The sequence below is a fragment of the Shinella sp. SUS2 genome, from assembly GCF_001262505.1.
Classification (GTDB): Bacteria; Pseudomonadota; Alphaproteobacteria; order Rhizobiales; family Rhizobiaceae; genus Shinella.
Genome location: NZ_KQ410729.1, coordinates 144426 through 159661 on the forward strand (window position 1 = coordinate 144426; position 15236 = coordinate 159661).

Here is a 15236-nt window from a genome sequence, read left to right on the forward strand (position 1 = left end):
ACAAACGAAAACGGCGGGCCGAAGCCCGCCGTTTCCTCATTCTATAAAGATACGCTTATGCCTGTTCGCGGCGCTGGCCTTCCGAACGGCGCGGCTTGCCGTTCTGGTTCGGGCGGCCCTGGCCGTTGCCGCCGCCGTGGTTGCGGTTCTGGCGCTCGCCCTGCTTCTGCGGCGGGCGGTTGCCATGCGCGCGCTTGCCGGCCGCCGGTGCGCTGCCATCGGCCTGCCCACCTTCGCCGAACGGCTTGCGCGCTGGGCGCTGGCCTGCGCGACCCTGGCTGGCGCGATGGCCGCTGCCCGAGCGGGGCTTGCGCGACTTGCCGCCGGGGCCTGCGGTGATGACGGCAGGCGCTTCACCGCTTGCGACGGTGATCTGGATGCCCATCAGCTTTTCGATATCGCGCAGCAGGTGCGCTTCGTCCGGCGTGCAGAAGGCGATGGCGATGCCGTCGCGGCCGTTGCGGGCCGTGCGGCCGATCCGGTGCACATAGGCGTCCGGCACTTCCGGCAGGTCGTAGTTGTAGACATGGGTGACGCCCGGAATGTCGATACCGCGGGCGGCGACGTCGGTGGCGACGAGAACGCGAATTTCGCCGTCACGGAAGGCCTTGAGGGCGCGCTCGCGCTGGCCCTGGCTCTTGTTGCCGTGGATGGAGGCGGCCTTGAAGCCGATATGGTCGAGGTGCTTCATCAGCTTCTCGGCGCCATGCTTGGTGCGCGAGAAGACGAGCGACAGGCCGTCCGGATTGTCTGACAGCGTCTTGCGCAGGATCTGCGCCTTCTGGTCCTTGCCGGGAACGTGGTGGACATACTGCTCCACCTTGTCAGCAGCCTTGCCGGGGGGCGTGACTTCGACCTTCTTCGGGTTGACGAGGTACTCGCCGGCAAGTTCGCCGATCAGCTTCGGCATGGTGGCCGAGAAGAGCAGCGTCTGGCGGTTCTTCGGCACCATCTTGGAGATCTTGCGCAGGTCGTGGATGAAGCCGAGGTCCAGCATCTGGTCGGCTTCGTCGAGCACGAGGTAGCGGGCCTGGGTCAGCGTCACGGACTTGCGGTTGACGAGATCGAGCAGGCGGCCGGGGGTGGCGACGAGGATGTCGGTGCCGCGCGAGAGCATTTCCGACTGCTTGTTGATCGATGCGCCACCGACGACGGTGACGACGCGCAGCGGCGTCTTCTTGACGAAGTCGCGCAGGTTGTCGGCGATCTGGTTCACCAGCTCGCGGGTCGGGGCGAGGATGAGGGCGCGGATGTTGCGCGGATCAGGGCGGCGGGCGTCGGCGAGAAGCTTTTCGATCATCGGCAGGCCGAAGGCGGCCGTCTTGCCGGTGCCGGTCTGGGCAAGGCCGATCAGGTCGCTGCCTTCGAGGACGAGCGGGATAGCCTTTTCCTGGATCGGCGTTGCTTTTTCAAAGCCGAGGGCGGAGAGCGTTGCGACGATGGTCTTCGAGAGGCCGAGGTCGTGGAAAGTGGTCAAGTCAAATACCTTTCGGGGCGCCAGGCGACTTTCCCGACCGCAGTTCCGGACGCGGGATCGCGTCCCGCTTTCGCTCGAACTGCCTCGGACCGGAACCGCACCATGCGCTTCCGGTTTCGTCTGGCGTCAAGAACCCCGCGTGAATTGGGAACTTGTGGGTTGGTTTGCAATCGTCTGCGCAGTCATCCGCAAATGGGAGGCGGATCGTTCTCTTGCGCTTGTCCTTCTTAGCGTCCCGTTGCAGGGACATCTCAGGCTCGCTCACGCGGCGGCCGAAGGGCGACGCTGCGGCTCATGTCGTTGTTTTGCGGTGAAAAGTCAAGTCCTAGTTTTCGCAGATGCGAAGGGGAGGCTTCACGTCATGCGCAGGTCGAAGTCAGCCGACGCACAGATCGAGCCATTGATCAGGATCTCGATGCGGTGCGCTCCAGGATAGTAGCGCCGCGTGGTGATCGCCCGGATGGCGTGTTCCTTGTCGATCGTCTGGCTGCTGCCGGCCGGCAGATCGAGCTGCTTCCACTTGAAGACCTTCGGCGCCAGCGTGCCGTTTGCCTTCACATGGTGGATCGCATAGTCGATCATCAGCCGTTGCGGCGCCACATCCCCGTTCGTCACGACGATGGAGAAGCCGAGCTTGTCGCCAAAGACGACGTTCGGCGTTGTGAGCGTGAGGGCCGCGCCGATGCCCCTGGCTGCCGCAAAGCCGAAATTGGCGAGCGCCTTAGCATCGCCCTTCTTCAGCAGCGTACGCGAAGCATGGCGCAGCAATTGCCGGCGCTCGGCGGAGGCGCCCTCGATATGCCGCTCGACGAAACCGGTGACGAGGGCGGGATGATCCTTGGCGATGTCGTTGAGGCTGTTGGCGACGGAGCGGCGCACATAGTCTTCGGGATCGTCGAGGAGGGCGACGAGGATCGGCAGGATCGGTGCCGGGTCCCTGACGAGCGCCGGCAGGCGCATCGCCCAGGGCAGCCGCGGCCGGGTGCCCTCACTGGCAAGCCGGCGGACGTGATGATTGGTATCGGCCGTCCAGTGCGCGATTTCCGTAAGCGCGCGGTCCTGCTCGGCATGGACGAAGCGGCGGATGCCGAATTCCGCTGTGAAATGCGGTGTCAGCGCCTTGAGGAGGGAAAGCGACAGGTCGAAATGCGAGAGGCCCTGTTGCGAGACGAACTGGTTGACCGGCAGAAGGGCCCAACCGGAAACCCCCGGCCCATCCGCCTGGGGCAGTGCCCTTCGGAGGATCTCCGCGGCGGCGGCATAGTCGGCGGGCAGCGTCTCTACCAGCGCGTCCTTGATCCGTTCGGCACGCTGCATCAGCTCCAGTGCATCCATGCCGTCGCTTGCAAGCTGCGTGAAGCGTGCCGCATCGAAATCCGGTGCGACGCGGGAAATGTGATCCGCCATCTCCTTCACCAGTCCGGGATGCAGCAGGTTCTTGAGCGGTTCGGCCACGGGTCTCTCCTGTCCTTTCGGGTACCCTAGCGAGCCATCACCGGGTGGGGATAGGGGCGGGCGCGGCTTTCCAACAGCTTCGTGACCCGCGCGATCAGGAACATGTGCCTCCTCCTTGCGTTGGATCAACGCGCATCCTGCCACAATCCTGTCGGATGCTGCGCGGGGCGGATTCGTCCGCCTGTCCATGAATCTCGCTACGGGAGTGAAATATGACCGCTACGACTTGGATTCTCGCCGCTGATGGCAATCAGGCTCGCCTGCTCAAGGGGGTGAACCTGTTGAAGGATGGCCAGCAGAGCCCGGAGCAGGAGGTTTTTCGCTGGGAGCCGAAGAAGGCGCAGGACATCATGGCCGACAAGCCCGGCCGCAGCCACTCCTCCGTCGGTCCCGGCCGTTCCGCAATGGAATATTCGAGCGATCCGGTGCGGGAGGAACAGCAGAAGTTCACCGCCGAAGTCGCCGGCCGCATCGATGACTATGCCGCGGAAGGCGCCTTCGACCGGCTTGTCGTCTGCGCCGCGCCGCAGACACTCGGGGACCTGCGCAACAAGCTCTCCGACAAGACGCGCACCTTGACCATGGCCGAAATCGACAAGAACTTTTCCAACCTGCCGACGGAGAAGCTGATCTCCTCCGTGCGGTCCATCATGTTCAACGCCTGATTCTGTGCGAAAAGCGTCTTAGAAATCGGTGGGAACGCCGCCCTCTTCCTTGCGCCTGGCGACGAACGCTTCCAGTTCGTCCTCGATCGCCGGGTCGAGCGGCGGCTTCTCGTAGGCGTTGAGCTTTTCCTTGAAGACCCGGTTGGCATGGTCGTAGGTGGTCGGCCGGCCGGCTTCCGTCCAGGTCTCGAAGTTGCGCCAGTCCGAGAGGATCGGCGAATAGAATGCCGTCTCGTAACGGGCGAGCGTATGGGGTGTGCCGAAGAAGTGGCCGCCCGGCCCGACGTCGCGCACGGCCTCCAGGCCGAGGGCATCGGGGCTGACATCGAGTGGTGCCAGATATTCCGCCACCATCTGCAGCATGTCGACATCGAGGATGAACTTTTCGAAGGAGGCCGTCAGGCCGCCCTCGCTCCAGCCGGCCGAATGCATGATGAAATTGCCGCCGCCCTGTGTGAGCGCCCAGAGGGAGAAGGCGGATTCGTAGGCGGCCTGCGCATCCAGCGTGTTCGAGGCGTTGGTGTTCGAGGTGCGATAGGGGATGTTGTATTTGCGTGCGAGCTGCCCGCCCGCAACCACCGCCTTCATGTATTCCGGCGTGCCAAAGGCCGGCGCGCCCGTTTTCATGTCCACGTTGGAGGTGAAGCCGCCATACATGACCGGCGCGCCGCGCCGCACCATCTGCGTGAAGGCGATGCCGGCCAGCGCCTCGGCATTCTGCTGTACGACTGCGCCTGATATCGTCACCGGTGCCATGGCGCCGGCGAGGGTGAAGGGCGTCACCACCACGACCTGCCCCCGCGCCGACATCTCGATGATGCCCTGCAGCATCGGTCCGTCGAGGCGCAGCGGCGAAGATGTGTTGATGATGGTGAAGAGCGAGGGCTCGCGCTCCATCTGCTCCATCGAGATGCCGCGGCCGATGCGGGCGATCTCGATGCCATCGAGATTGCGCTGCCGGCCGAGCGAATAGACGTGGAAGACCTTGTCGGTCAGCGTCACCAGATCCGACAAGCAGTCGAGATGGCGAACGGAGGCGTGGATGTCGACCGGCTCGACGGGATAGCCGCCCGTTGTATGGATGATGTCGTAGGACTGGGCGAGCTTCACCAGCTTGCGGAAATCCTCCTGATTGCCGGCGCGCCGGCCGCCGTCGCGGTCGGCGACGAAGGGGGCAGAAGCGATCTGCGCGAAGACGAGATTGTTGCCGCCGATCTCCACATTGCGCAGGGGGTTGCGCGCATGCATCGTGAAGGCCGGCGGGACGGAAGACATCATGTCCAGGATGAGGCCGCGGTCGAAGCGCACGCGGTCCGTACCGGGCGTCACGTCCGCGCCGGCCGCCTTCATGCGCTCGCGGGCCTCCGGCAGGATGATGTCCATGCCGATCTCTTCTAGGATGGCGAGCGAGGCCTGATGGACGGCCTCCAGCGCATCCTCGGAAAGCACCGCGGAGGGGGCCGTCGTGTTGACGAGATTGAGATATTTCGATGTGGTCTGCGGCCGGCGGGTGCGCTCTGCACTGCGCCCGCCGCTGCGGCGCCGGCGCTCGACGGGCGCCTCGGATGCCTCCGGTTGTTCGAGGTGATTTTCGAGTTTGATCACGTCGCCCATGTGCAGCGCAGCCCCGGTCTGGTTTGCCTCTTGCCCTTGTTGCATATCTTGCGCGCGCGTGCCTCCGCCATTTGCGACAGCGAAATGCCCTGGTTGATAAGCAATAGCGGCGAAGTGCATTTTCGGAACACGCCTGCCCGGATGCATGACTTCCGGCAACGAACGGTTAACCATCCGTTCAAGGATTGATGATACTCCCCGAGGGGTATGAATCTCTCCCTCCGTGCCGCTTTGGGGAGCAACTGGCGTGGCTGAATCTCAAGACGAATTGCTGGTGGCGGCCTGTGCGCGCGTTCGCGAACACCTGCACCCGGCATACGTCAAAAGCAGCGAATTGCGTTATCTGGCGGTGAACGAGGCCTATGCCCGCCTGTTCGGCCATAGCGCTGCGGAGATGATAGGCCTGACCAGCGAGGAAATCGGCGAGACGCCGGGGCATGGCGACCGGGACGATCCGGAGCGCCGCTGCCTGATCTTCGGAAATCCCGAGCGGGCCCGCTATCTGCATCCGTTCGGCGGAGGCAGTTTCGATATCGCCATGAAACGCGAGCGGATCTCTGCGACCCTCTCGGTGCTTGTCGGCCTCTTTACGCCGTCGGTCGAAGCGCTGGCCGCCACAGTCGGTGTGGTCGCCAATGCGAATTGTGCCGGAGGGGTGTCGGTGGATGACCTGGCCCCGGATCGGGGCGAGACCGCCACCGATCATGTGGAGCACGCGCTCGACGCGCTCGGCGCCGGGGTCGCCGTCTTCGGTGCCGACAACCGGCTGCGTTATGCCAACCGCAGCATGCGGGAATTCTACCATGTGCTCGTTGGTGAATTTGCCGATGGACCCGTCAGTCTTGTCGCGCTCACGCGTGCGCTGCACGACATCGAGGTGGGACGCACATCGGAGGCGGAGTGCGAGCGCTGGGTGGCGGCGCGGCTCGCCAGCTATGATCTGCCACTGCATGAATGTGTCGTCCGCCTCGCTGGTGGCTGGACGCGCCTCGTCACCCAGCGTCGGCCCGATGGCACGCTCGTTGCGCTGCGCATCGACGTGACGGCGCTGAAGGAAAGCGAAGGACGTCTCAAGCAGCATTCGCAGGAGATCAGTCTCTATCGGGCGCTGCTCGACGAGCTACCGGTCGCAAGCTTCATGCGCGACGAAAACCAGCGCATGATCTTCGCCAACCGCGCCTATGTCGCCTTGACGGGCCGGCAGCCGGAAGAACTGCTCGGCCTCACCACGCTCGATATGTATCCGGAGCAGGGTGAGGAATTCCACGCGCAGAACCAGAAGGTGCTCGATACCGGCGAACTGCTTGAGACCGAGATCGAATACATCCGGCCGGACGGCTCGGTGCTGCCGACGATCTCGCGGCTCTACCGGGTCACCACGCTCGACGAGAAGAGCTATCTCATCGGCTCGATCACCGACACCACGGTGCTGAAGAAGCGTGAAAGCCAGCTCATCGAGGCCCAGCGGCAGGCGGAAGCCGACAGGGCGGACATCGAGAGTATCGTCGAATCGCTGCCGGTCGGCATCGTCGTCGTCGACGAGACCGGCAATATCGAACTGGTGAACGGTGCCTTCGAGGAGTTGTGGGGCGGCGCGTTGCCGCCGGTGAAGGGGCGCCCGCTGGATGATCTCCTGCGCTTCCAGCAGATACAGGGCGGCATCAGCGGGGAGGACGGCCCGCATGCCGAGGGGTATGCGGCCTGCATTTCAGGCATCCGCGCCGGCGAGACGCCGGTGCGCGAGGTCGCCTATGCCAATGGCCGGACGGTGATCGAGGCCGGCTGCGCAATTTCCGGCGGCCGCTGCCTTCTGACCTATATCGACATTACGGAGCGGCGCGAGCGCGAGCGCGAGGTACTGGAAACCCGCAGTGCCCTTGAAGAGGTCGGCAGCCTCGTCAAGGATGCGGTCTCCTCGATGAGCCAGGGCCTCCTCATCATTGAAGATGGTGTGGTGGTTCTCTCCAACGAGGCGCTGTCGAAGATGATCGCCATGCCGAGCGAACTCCTGCAGCCGGGTGCGCTCGTCAAGGATGTGCTGCAAAGCAACATTGATCGCAACATTGCCGGCTTCCTCGGCGAAGAACCGGTCGATGCCAGCCAGTTCGGGACGATCCTCTTCACCGGCAAGCCTGCTTCGCTGACGATCTTCAGCGGCTACCAGCGCTGGCTGCGTCTCGACGTGACCCCGACCAGCCGCGGCCGCGACGTCATGGTCTTTTCGGACATCACGGATCTCAAGAGCCGCGAAGACGAACTGCGCCGCCTCGTCACGCGCGCCGAGATGGCCGACAAGGCGAAGTCGGAATTCCTTGCCAATATGAGCCATGAAATCCGCACGCCGATGAACGGCGTGCTCGGCATGGCGGAACTGCTTGCGAAATCGAACCTCGACACGCGGCAGAAGACCTTCATCGATATCATGGTGAAGTCCGGCAATGCGCTTCTCACCATCATCAATGACATCCTCGATTTCTCGAAGATCGATGCCGGCCAGATGACGCTGCGCGCCGTCAGCTTCAACCCGGTGGAGGCGATCGAGGACGTGGCGACGCTGCTGTCGACGAAGGCAGCGGAGAAGGATATCGAGCTCGTCGTGCGCGGCGCGGCCAGCATGCCGGCGGTGGTGATGGGGGACGCCGGCCGCTTCCGCCAGATCGTCACCAACCTCGTCGGCAATGCCGTCAAGTTCACCGACCGCGGCCACGTTCTCATCGACCTCTCCTCGCAGATGGGGGACGACGGCAAGGTGGAGATCATCATCCGTGTCGAGGATACGGGGGCAGGCATTCCGGCCGAGAAGATGGAATCGATCTTCGAGAAGTTCTCGCAGGTCGATGCGTCTTCGACCCGTCGCCATGAGGGCACCGGCCTCGGTCTTGCGATTACCGACGGACTGACGCGCCTCTTCGGCGGCACGCTGACGGCGACCAGCGAGGTCGGCAACGGGTCGGCCTTTACGGTGCGCCTGCCGATGACGCTTGCTGTTGCCGCCCTGCCGGCCCGCATCGTGCCGGCCAAGGCGCCCGGTGCGCGCATTCTTGTCGTCGATGGGCACGATCTCTCCCGCAAGGCTTCGCACGACATGCTGCTCGATTGGGGTTTCGACGCGACCGCCGTCGGCTCCGAGACGGAAGCGCTTGCCGTTCTTGCGGCTGCTGGCGACATGGGCGTGTCGGTCGATGCGATCCTGCTCGACTACCACCCCGACCGTGCGCCCGATTTCGTGCAAACGCTGCGGGAAGGCGCCCCGACCGCCGGCACCGCAGTGATCGTGCTCACCTCGATGAACCTTTCGGCCGAGGACAAGTTGCTCTCCTCGCCGGATATCCAGGCCCATCTCATGAAGCCCGTGCGGGCCGATCTGCTGCGGGAGACGGTATCCGAGGTGCTGCGGGCGACACGGGGAATGAAGGCGCCGACGCAAGGCGTGACCGAAGGCAAGGTCCTGCCGCTACGCCCGCTTGCGGCCTCTCCCGAGGTCACGGCTGCTGATGATGAAGTCATCGATGTCCTCGTGGCCGAGGACAACGAGGTCAACCAGATCCTCTTCACCCAGATGCTGATGGCCTGCGGCCTGCGCTTCCGGCTGGTGGAGAACGGGCAGGAGGCGGTGGATGTTTTCCGCGCGTCGCACCCCGGCATGATCCTGATGGACATCTCCATGCCTGTCATGGACGGGTTGCAGGCAAGCCGTGCGATCCGTGCGATCGAAAGCGGCTCCGGCCGCCGCGTGCCGATCGTCGCCGTCACCGCCCATGTGCTCGATGGCGACCGCGAGGAATGCCTTGCGGCGGGTATGGACGATTATCTGACGAAGCCGATCAGCATCGAGAAGCTGGAAGAAAAGCTCGACCGCTGGCTGAAGCGCAGCGGCAGGGAAGCCGTGACGGGCACGCTGTCCTGACGGCTCAGGTTGCCGGCCTTTCCCCACACAGCATTTCACGCTTTCCGGCGAAACCCGGGCGGCGCTCCACGACGAAGCCGGCGGCGGCAAGGTTGCGCCGTACGAAACCGGCCGCCGCATAGGTGCCGAAGCGTCCGCCCGGAACGGTCAGGCGGAAAACTGCGGCCATCAGCTCGGCCGACCACATGTCGGGATTGCGTGCAGGCGCGAAGCCGTCGAGAAACCAGGCGTCAAACGGCGTCGTCTCGCTCTCGAGGCTTTCGATGGCCGCGCCGCAGACTACGGTGAGGCGGACGCCGGGGGCAAGGTCGATCTCGACACGTCCGTCCGGCGCTTCCGGCCATTTCTCGGCAAGGATTTTACGTTCGTCTTCGATTTCCGGCCAATGCGCGAGCGCCCGGGCGATGTCCGCGCGCGCCATCGGAAACCGCTCGAAGGAGGTGAAGTGGAGGCTTGCGCCTTCCGGCGCGGTCCCGCGCCATTGCCGCCAGGTCTCGCAGAGGTTGAGGCCGGTGCCGAAGCCGAGTTCGGCGATGCGGAACGGTTCGGCCCGCTGCCAGCGGTCCGGCAGGCCATTGCCGGCAAGGAAGACGTGGCCACATTCCAGCCGGCCGTCGCTGCGGCAATAAAAGTGGTCGTCAAAGGCCAGGGAATAGGGCATATCGCCGTCGTGCCAGTCGAGGGCGGCTTCGGTCTGCGGCGCGTTTTCAGGATTGTGGTCAGCCATGTCGAATGCCGATAATCGCGGGAAGGCCGCCGGTCAACCGGCCGTGGACCTCATCGTCGTCGGCGGCGGGGTGATGGGCCTGTGGACCGCGCTTTTTGCCGCCCGGCAGGGCCTCTCGGTGCACCTTGCCGAGCGCCGGACGATCGGGGCCGGTGCGAGCGGCGGCGTGCTCGGCGCGCTGATGCCGCACCTGCCGGATCGCTGGAACGCCAAGAAGGCCTTCCAGTTTGCCGCTCTGGTCTCGCTCGAAGCGGAGATCGCGGCGCTGGAAGCCGAGACCGGGCTTTCCGCCGGTTACCGCCGCTCGGGCCGCCTCATTCCCCTTCCGAAGCCGCACAATCGTGCCATTGCAATCGGCCATGCGCAGGACGCATTGTCCGCCTGGGCTATGCCTGATCGAACCTTCGCCTTCGAGGTGCTGGATGCCCCCCTCGTCGCCGGATGGCCGGCCGAGGTCGCGATGGTCTCGGGGCTCGTTCATGATCATCTTGCTGGTCGCCTGGCGCCGCGTGCACTGCTCGCCGTGTTACGGGCTGCTCTTGCGCGCCTGCCGAAGGTGACGATCTGTGAAGGCGCTGGACTTCAGGCACTGGATCCTGCCACCGGCGTCGCCTGTTTCGAGGACGGAACCAGCCTTGCCTTCGGCCATTGCGTGCTGGCAGCTGGCGTCGAGACCTTTGCCTTGCTTGCCCCTCTTGCTCTTCTGTTGGCAAGGCCGATGGGGAGCGCTGTGAAGGGACAGGCGGCGTTGCTTCGGGCTTCTGTCGATCCGGCGCTGCCGGTGATCTTTGCTGACGGGCTCTATATCGTGCCGCATGAAGATGGTCTGGTTGCGATCGGCAGCACCAGCGAGAACAGCTTCTCCGATCCTTCAGGCACCGACGGCCTTCTGGACGCGCTGATCGCCAAGGCGCGGCAGACGGCTCCGGTTCTGGCAGAGGCGCCGGTCGTGGAGCGCTGGGCAGGGCTGCGGCCAAAGGCGATCGGCCGGGAGCCGATGGTGGGGCGGCATCCCGATCATCCGAATGTCAGCCTGATGACCGGGGGCTTCAAGGTGAGCTTCGGCCTGGCGCATGAATTGGCGCGCACTGTGGTGGATGAAATTGAGGGCGGCACGCTTCGCGTACCGCCCTCCTTCACCGTCGCGGCCCACTTCGAGGAAGCCGGACGGACGTGAACGCACCTTACATCCAGTAAGGCGGCACGCCGTAGTAGTCGTGGATTACCTTGCCGTTGCGGCGGTTCCAGTCGTATTCAGCATCGCTTTCATAATGCGGCGCGCGCTCGACCTGGTCCTTCGTCACATCGACGCGGTAGCCGCCGAGGCCTTCGTCATAGTTCAGCTTCGCCCAGGGCAAGGGATAGTGGTCCTGGCCGAGGCCGAGGAAACCGCCGAAGCTGAGTACCGCGTAGGAGACGTGACCGCTGCGCTTGTCGAGAATCAGGCGCTCTACCGAGCCGATATGCTTGCCGTCGGCCCCGTAGACACTCGTTCCCTCCACCTTGTCGCTGGCGATCAGATTCTGGGTTTCGCGAATGTTTGCATCCTGCATGGCCATAGGTGTTTCTCCTTGCTTGTGATGGACAGGAAACGGGCCAAGGCGGTAATGGTTCCTTATGAGGGTATGCATCGGATTCAATTCGGCTTCGGGCCGGCCGCTGCACCGGTGCCGTCCATTGTCGAGGTGATCGAATGACTGAGAAGACCTATCCGCGCGACCTGATCGGCTACGGCCGCACGCCTCCCAAGGTTCGCTGGCCGGGTGATGCCAACATCGCCGTGCAATTCGTCATCAATTACGAGGAGGGTGGCGAAAGCTGCCTGCTGGACGGCGACCCGGCATCGGAGAACCTGCTCTCGGAAATCGTCGGCGCGCAGCCCTGGCCGGGGCAGCGTAACCTCAACATGGAATCGATCTACGAATATGGCTCGCGCGCCGGCTTCTGGCGCCTGCATCGCCTGTTCACCAGCCGCAACGTCACGACCACCGTCTATGGGGTGACGCTTGCCATGGCACGCAATCCGGAAGCCGTCGCCGCCATGAAGGAAGCCGGCTGGGAAATCGCCAGCCACGGCTATCGCTGGCTGGAATACAAGGACTTTTCCGAAGAGAAGGAACGCGAGCACATTCGCGAGGCCGTGCGCCTGCACAAGGAGCTGACCGGCTCCCACCCGCTCGGCATGTACCAGGGCAAGCCCTCCGACAACACGCTGCGTCTCGTCATGGAGGAGGGCGGTTTCGTCTATTCCTCCGATTCCTACGCCGACGACCTGCCGTATTTCGTGCCGGGTCTCGATGGCGAACCCTTCCTGATCATCCCCTATACGCTCGAAACCAATGACATGCGCTTTGCGACGCCGCAGGGCTTCAATGCCGGCGACCAGTTCTTCAACTACCTGAAGGACGCCTTTGACGTGCTCTACCAGGAAGGTGCGGAAGGCAGCCCGAAGATGCTGAACATCGGCCTTCATTGCCGGCTGGTCGGCCGTCCGGGCCGTGCCGCGGCGCTTGCCCGCTTCGTCGACTACGTGCTCGGCCACGAGAAGGTCTGGATCCCGCGCCGCATCGACATTGCGCGCCACTGGATCGAGAATCACCACCCGTCGAAGGCGAAGGGCGCATGATCGACCGCGCAGATTTCCTCGCCCGCTTCGGTGGGATCTTCGAGCACTCGCCTTTCATCGCCGAGCGTGCGCTGGATGTCGGCACCGTTGCCCTGCCGCTGACGGCAGAGGGCGTGCATGCCGCGCTGGCGGCGGCATTCCGCAGGGCGAGCGAGGCCGAGCAGCTCGGCGTGCTGCGCGCCCATCCGGATCTTGCGGGCAAGCTGGCGATTGCGGGCGAGTTGACGGAGGACAGCCGCAACGAGCAGGCCGGTGCCGGCCTCGACCGGCTTTCCCCGGCCGAACACGCCCGCTTCACCGAACTTAACACCGCCTATATGGAAAAGTTCGGCTTCCCCTTCATCATCGCGGTGAAAGGGCTTACCAAGGACGACATCCTTGCCGCCTTCGAAGCCCGTATCGGCAATGCGACGGCGGTGGAATTCGAAACCGCGAAGAAACAGGTGGAGCGCATCGCGCTTCTCAGACTGACCGCTGCCCTCCCTGGAGAATGAACATGCCCGACCACCAAAGACCGCCCTTCCTCTCTCCGGGAGGGCTGTCTCATGGCTGAGAAACTGACGATCCGGCCGTTGACCCAGGAAGCCTTCGCCCCCTTCGGCACGGTGATCGAGGCTGATCCCGCCACGATGCGCCATATCAACGGCGGCAACACGGAGCGCTACCATGCGCTTGCCGAGGCCGAGGTCGTCGGCGAAGATGCGAAGGTCATCATCAACCTTTTCCGCGGCAGCCCGCGGAGCTTCCCCTACGCCGTCGACATGATGGAGCGCCACCCTTTCGGCAGCCAGAGCTTCTCGCCGATCGACAACCGGCCCTGGCTGGTGGTGGTGGCGGAGGACGAGGGTGGCAAGCCGGGCCGGCCGCAGGTCTTCCGCGCCGGCGGGCGGCAGGGCATCAACTATCGCCGCAACGTCTGGCATCACCCGCTGATGACCCTGGATGCGGTGAGCGATTTCCTCGTCGTCGATCGCCTCGGCGGCGGCGTCAATCTGGAAGAGTTCTTCTTCGACGAGCCCTTCATCATCGAGCACCCTTGAGGGAACCATGAGCAAGCCCGGCCGCCTCACGACCCATGTCCTCGACACCGCACTCGGCAGGCCCGCCGCGGGTCTCGCGATCGATCTGTTCTGGATAGAGAACGGCGAGCACCAGCACATCGTGCGTGCGGTGACGAACGGCGACGGCCGCGTCGATGCCCCGCTGGTCGAGGGCGTCGGCTTCATGGCTGGCACCTACGAGCTGGTGTTCCACGCCGGTGACTATCTGCGCGCGACGGGGGCGGATGTCAGCGAACCCGCCTTCCTTGACCGCATCCCGCTCCGCTTCGGCGTCGCCGATCCGTCGAGCCACTACCACGTCCCGCTGCTGCTCTCGGCCTACAGCTACTCGACCTATCGCGGCAGCTAGAGCAATTTTCGGCCGAAGCGGGATCGCTTCGGCGTCGGACAATGCGTTAGAGCGTTGCCTTCATGGGTTTGCCGGCCACGTAGGTCTCGCGCACTGCCCGGTCGTCGCCGAGCGTCTGGAGCAGGAAGAGTTCGTCCGTCAGCGAGCGCACCACTTCCATCTTCAGTGCCATGGCGGGCGTCGCGGCGGCGTCCAGCACCACGAAGTCGGCATCCGTGCCGGCGTCCAGCGTGCCGATGCGGTCTTGCAGCGACAGCGCCTCGGCATTGCCGAGCGTCATATGGTAGAAGCTCTCGAACGGGTTCAGCCGCTCGCCGAGCAATTGCTGGATCTTGTAGGCTTCGTCCATCGTCTTCAGCATGGAATAGCTCGTGCCGCCGCCGACATCCGTCGCGACGCCGATGCGTACCGGCTTTTCCCGGCGCGACAGCGCCTTGAGGGGAAAGAGGCCGGAGCCGAGGAAGAGGTTGGAGGTGGGGCAGTGCACCGCGACGGCGCCCGCCTCGCTCATCGCGTCCGCCTCGCGTTCGGAGAGATGGATGCAGTGGCCGAACAGGCTTTTCGGGCCGAGCAGACCGTATTTCGCATAGACATCCGTATAGTCGATCGCGTCCGGATAGAGTTCGCTGGTGAAGCGGATCTCGTCGTGGTTTTCGGAAAGGTGCGTCTGGATATGGAGGTCCGGGAACTCGCCGGCCAGAGCCGCCGCCATCTCCATCTGTGCCGGCGTCGAGGTGATCGCGAAGCGCGGGGTGATGGCGACATGGTTGCGGCCCTTGCCGTGCCATTCGGCGATCATGGCGCGCGTCTCGTCATAGCCCATTTCGGGTGTGTCGAGCAGGCCCTGCGGCGCGTTGCGGTCCATCATCACCTTGCCGCCCACCATGCGCATGCCGCGCTTCAGTGCCTCGGCGAAATAGGCGTCGGCCGAGGTCTTGTGCACGGAGCAGTAGGCGACCGCGGTCGTCGTGCCGTGGCGGATCATCTCGTCGTAGAAGTGGCGGGCGATGCGGGCGGCGTGCGTGCTTTCGACAAAACGGCACTCTTCCGGGAAGGTATAGGTGTTCAGCCATTCCAGCAGGTTCGCGGCATAGGAGCCGATCACCTGCATCTGCGGGAAATGCAGGTGCGTGTCGATGAGGCCCGGCAGGATGAGGTGCGGGCGATGATCGATCTCCTCCACGTCGGCGGGCGTGCTGGCGCGCAGGTCCGCGTAGGGGCCGACGGCGGTGATCTTCCCGTCCTCCACCAGCAGGCCGCCGTCTTCCTCGTAACGATAGCTTGCGGCATCGTCGATCGCGACCGGGCGGCGGTGGAAGGAGAGCAGGCGCCCGCGGATGAGGGTTTTCGTCATG

General features: G+C 64.5%; 13 protein-coding genes. 7 read left to right on the forward strand and 6 right to left on the reverse strand.

What is annotated here, in order from left to right; all coding sequences use genetic code 11:
• Nucleotides 1-55: 55 nt before the first annotated feature.
• Both AKG11_RS12735 and AKG11_RS12740 read right to left on the reverse strand, forming a co-directional pair.
• Nucleotides 56-1477, reverse strand: coding sequence for a DEAD/DEAH box helicase (locus tag AKG11_RS12735; RefSeq protein ID WP_050744136.1), 1422 nt, complete (start codon nt 1475-1477; stop codon nt 56-58).
• A 354-nt stretch (nt 1478-1831) separates the two neighbouring features.
• Nucleotides 1832-2932, reverse strand: a complete 1101-nt coding sequence (locus AKG11_RS12740) for a DNA alkylation repair protein (RefSeq protein WP_050744137.1) — start codon at nt 2930-2932, stop codon at nt 1832-1834.
• Nucleotides 2933-3144: 212 nt separating this feature from the next.
• On the opposite strand from AKG11_RS12740, the gene AKG11_RS12745 reads away from it, so the two are divergent.
• On the forward strand, nt 3145-3597 hold the full coding sequence (locus tag AKG11_RS12745; protein WP_023512043.1) for a host attachment protein: 453 nt from the start codon (nt 3145-3147) through the stop codon (nt 3595-3597).
• Nucleotides 3598-3615: 18 nt separating this feature from the next.
• Here AKG11_RS12745 and AKG11_RS12750 read toward each other — a convergent pair whose 3' ends face one another.
• Nucleotides 3616-5211, reverse strand: a complete 1596-nt coding sequence (locus AKG11_RS12750; protein WP_037405753.1) for a trimethylamine methyltransferase family protein — start codon at nt 5209-5211, stop codon at nt 3616-3618.
• Nucleotides 5212-5458: 247 nt separating this feature from the next.
• Here AKG11_RS12750 and AKG11_RS12755 point away from each other — a divergent pair, with 247 nt between their 5' ends.
• A complete protein-coding gene (locus AKG11_RS12755) occupies nt 5459-9118 on the forward strand; it encodes a PAS-domain containing protein (protein ID WP_156334093.1) in 3660 nt (1219 codons plus the stop codon).
• A 4-nt stretch (nt 9119-9122) separates the two neighbouring features.
• Here AKG11_RS12755 and mnmD read toward each other — a convergent pair whose 3' ends face one another.
• Nucleotides 9123-9845 carry a tRNA (5-methylaminomethyl-2-thiouridine)(34)-methyltransferase MnmC2 gene (mnmD, locus tag AKG11_RS12760; protein WP_050744139.1) on the reverse strand — a complete coding sequence of 241 codons (723 nt, stop codon included), beginning with the start codon at nt 9843-9845 and terminating at the stop codon, nt 9123-9125.
• Between mnmD and AKG11_RS12765 the strand changes: the two genes are divergently transcribed.
• Nucleotides 9844-11022, forward strand: a complete 1179-nt coding sequence (locus AKG11_RS12765; protein ID WP_050744140.1) for an NAD(P)/FAD-dependent oxidoreductase — start codon at nt 9844-9846, stop codon at nt 11020-11022. The two genes, mnmD and AKG11_RS12765, sit on opposite strands and share 2 nt — an antisense overlap.
• A gap of 7 nt (nt 11023-11029) precedes the next feature.
• Here the strand turns inward: AKG11_RS12765 and AKG11_RS12770 are convergent, their stop codons facing one another.
• Entirely contained in the window at nt 11030-11404 is a 375-nt protein-coding gene (locus tag AKG11_RS12770) for a PRC-barrel domain-containing protein (protein WP_050744141.1), read from the reverse strand.
• Between the two features lie 134 nt (nt 11405-11538).
• Here AKG11_RS12770 and puuE point away from each other — a divergent pair, with 134 nt between their 5' ends.
• Genes puuE through uraH form a run of 4 tightly spaced genes read left to right on the forward strand, consistent with a single transcriptional unit; the run spans nt 11539 to nt 13881 of the window.
• A complete protein-coding gene (puuE, locus tag AKG11_RS12775) occupies nt 11539-12471 on the forward strand; it encodes an allantoinase PuuE (RefSeq protein ID WP_050744142.1) in 933 nt (310 codons plus the stop codon).
• Complete coding sequence (uraD, locus tag AKG11_RS12780; protein ID WP_050744143.1) at nt 12468-12965, forward strand: 2-oxo-4-hydroxy-4-carboxy-5-ureidoimidazoline decarboxylase; 498 nt, start codon at nt 12468-12470, stop codon at nt 12963-12965. Before puuE ends, uraD begins: the two co-directional genes overlap by 4 nt.
• Before the next feature lie 51 nt (nt 12966-13016).
• Nucleotides 13017-13511 carry an ureidoglycolate lyase gene (locus AKG11_RS12785; protein ID WP_050744144.1) on the forward strand — a complete coding sequence of 165 codons (495 nt, stop codon included), beginning with the start codon at nt 13017-13019 and terminating at the stop codon, nt 13509-13511.
• A gap of 7 nt (nt 13512-13518) precedes the next feature.
• On the forward strand, nt 13519-13881 hold the full coding sequence (gene uraH / locus AKG11_RS12790) for a hydroxyisourate hydrolase (protein ID WP_050744145.1): 363 nt from the start codon (nt 13519-13521) through the stop codon (nt 13879-13881).
• Between the two features lie 46 nt (nt 13882-13927).
• Here uraH and guaD read toward each other — a convergent pair whose 3' ends face one another.
• Complete coding sequence (gene guaD, locus AKG11_RS12795) at nt 13928-15235, reverse strand: guanine deaminase (RefSeq protein ID WP_050744146.1); 1308 nt, start codon at nt 15233-15235, stop codon at nt 13928-13930.
• Nucleotide 15236 lies beyond the last annotated feature (1 nt).